The organism is Pseudomonas sp. IT-P253, from assembly GCF_949768125.1.
Taxonomy (GTDB): Bacteria; Pseudomonadota; Gammaproteobacteria; order Pseudomonadales; family Pseudomonadaceae; genus Aquipseudomonas.
This window is the reverse complement of record NZ_CATKPT010000063.1, coordinates 1-684: the sequence shown is the minus strand read 5'-3', so window position 1 is coordinate 684 and position 684 is coordinate 1. Positions and strand designations below refer to the sequence as shown.

At 54.2% G+C, this 684-nt stretch carries 1 protein-coding gene; it reads right to left on the bottom strand.

Translation table 11 applies throughout. The annotated features are described in order from the left end of the window. Nucleotides 1-524, bottom strand: a 524-nt coding sequence (locus tag ACM6IR_RS24000) for an IS110 family transposase (RefSeq protein WP_414909990.1), incomplete at its 3' end; no start/stop codon positions are given. Nucleotides 525-684 lie beyond the last annotated feature (160 nt).

Here is a 684-nt window from a genome sequence, read left to right as displayed (position 1 = left end):
ATCAGTGCCTCAAGCTGCTGCATGGACTTCACTTGTGCGGCAAAAGCAGTCTTCAGCAACGGTTCATTCGCCCAGCTTTGCACCAGGCCGACCCGTGCCTGGACCAAAGCCGCCCGGCGGCGAAAAAGGCTCAGGAGCTGGCGGTACAGCGGTGACGGCGGGGTCCACGGATGCAGCTCTTCAGCTTCGTTTTTCAGGTAACGAGCAAGCAACTTGGCATCCAGGGCATCGGTTTTGGCGCGAACCTTCACACCTTCGCGGTAATGTTTGAGTTCATAACCTCCCACCATGTAAATCGTGCAGCCGGCCTCATAGGCCAAGTCAGCGAACTCCAGGTGATAGATATTGGTCGCCTCAATGGCGATAGCCACGTTCCCCGGCAAGGCCTTCAACCACTGCTTGATGGCCGTTTTGGTGTTGGGAATCTCTTCAAGCAAATCAAGCTCAGCCTGATAAATCACCAATTCATTCTTCGCGACATCTACACCCACAATCGGTTTTGAGACCAGGACAGGCATTGCCATCAGATTTCCTCCGGGATAAGGTTTTAAGCACTTGAAGGGCTCACCCAGAGGCGCAGGCTTGTTCCTATCGTCGGTCTAGCCAGATGCATTCTTTATCGGCGCTTGGGTGAAAGGAGGAGGGGCGAAATCTCCCACAGTCTGTACTGCGTCAACAGTCAGA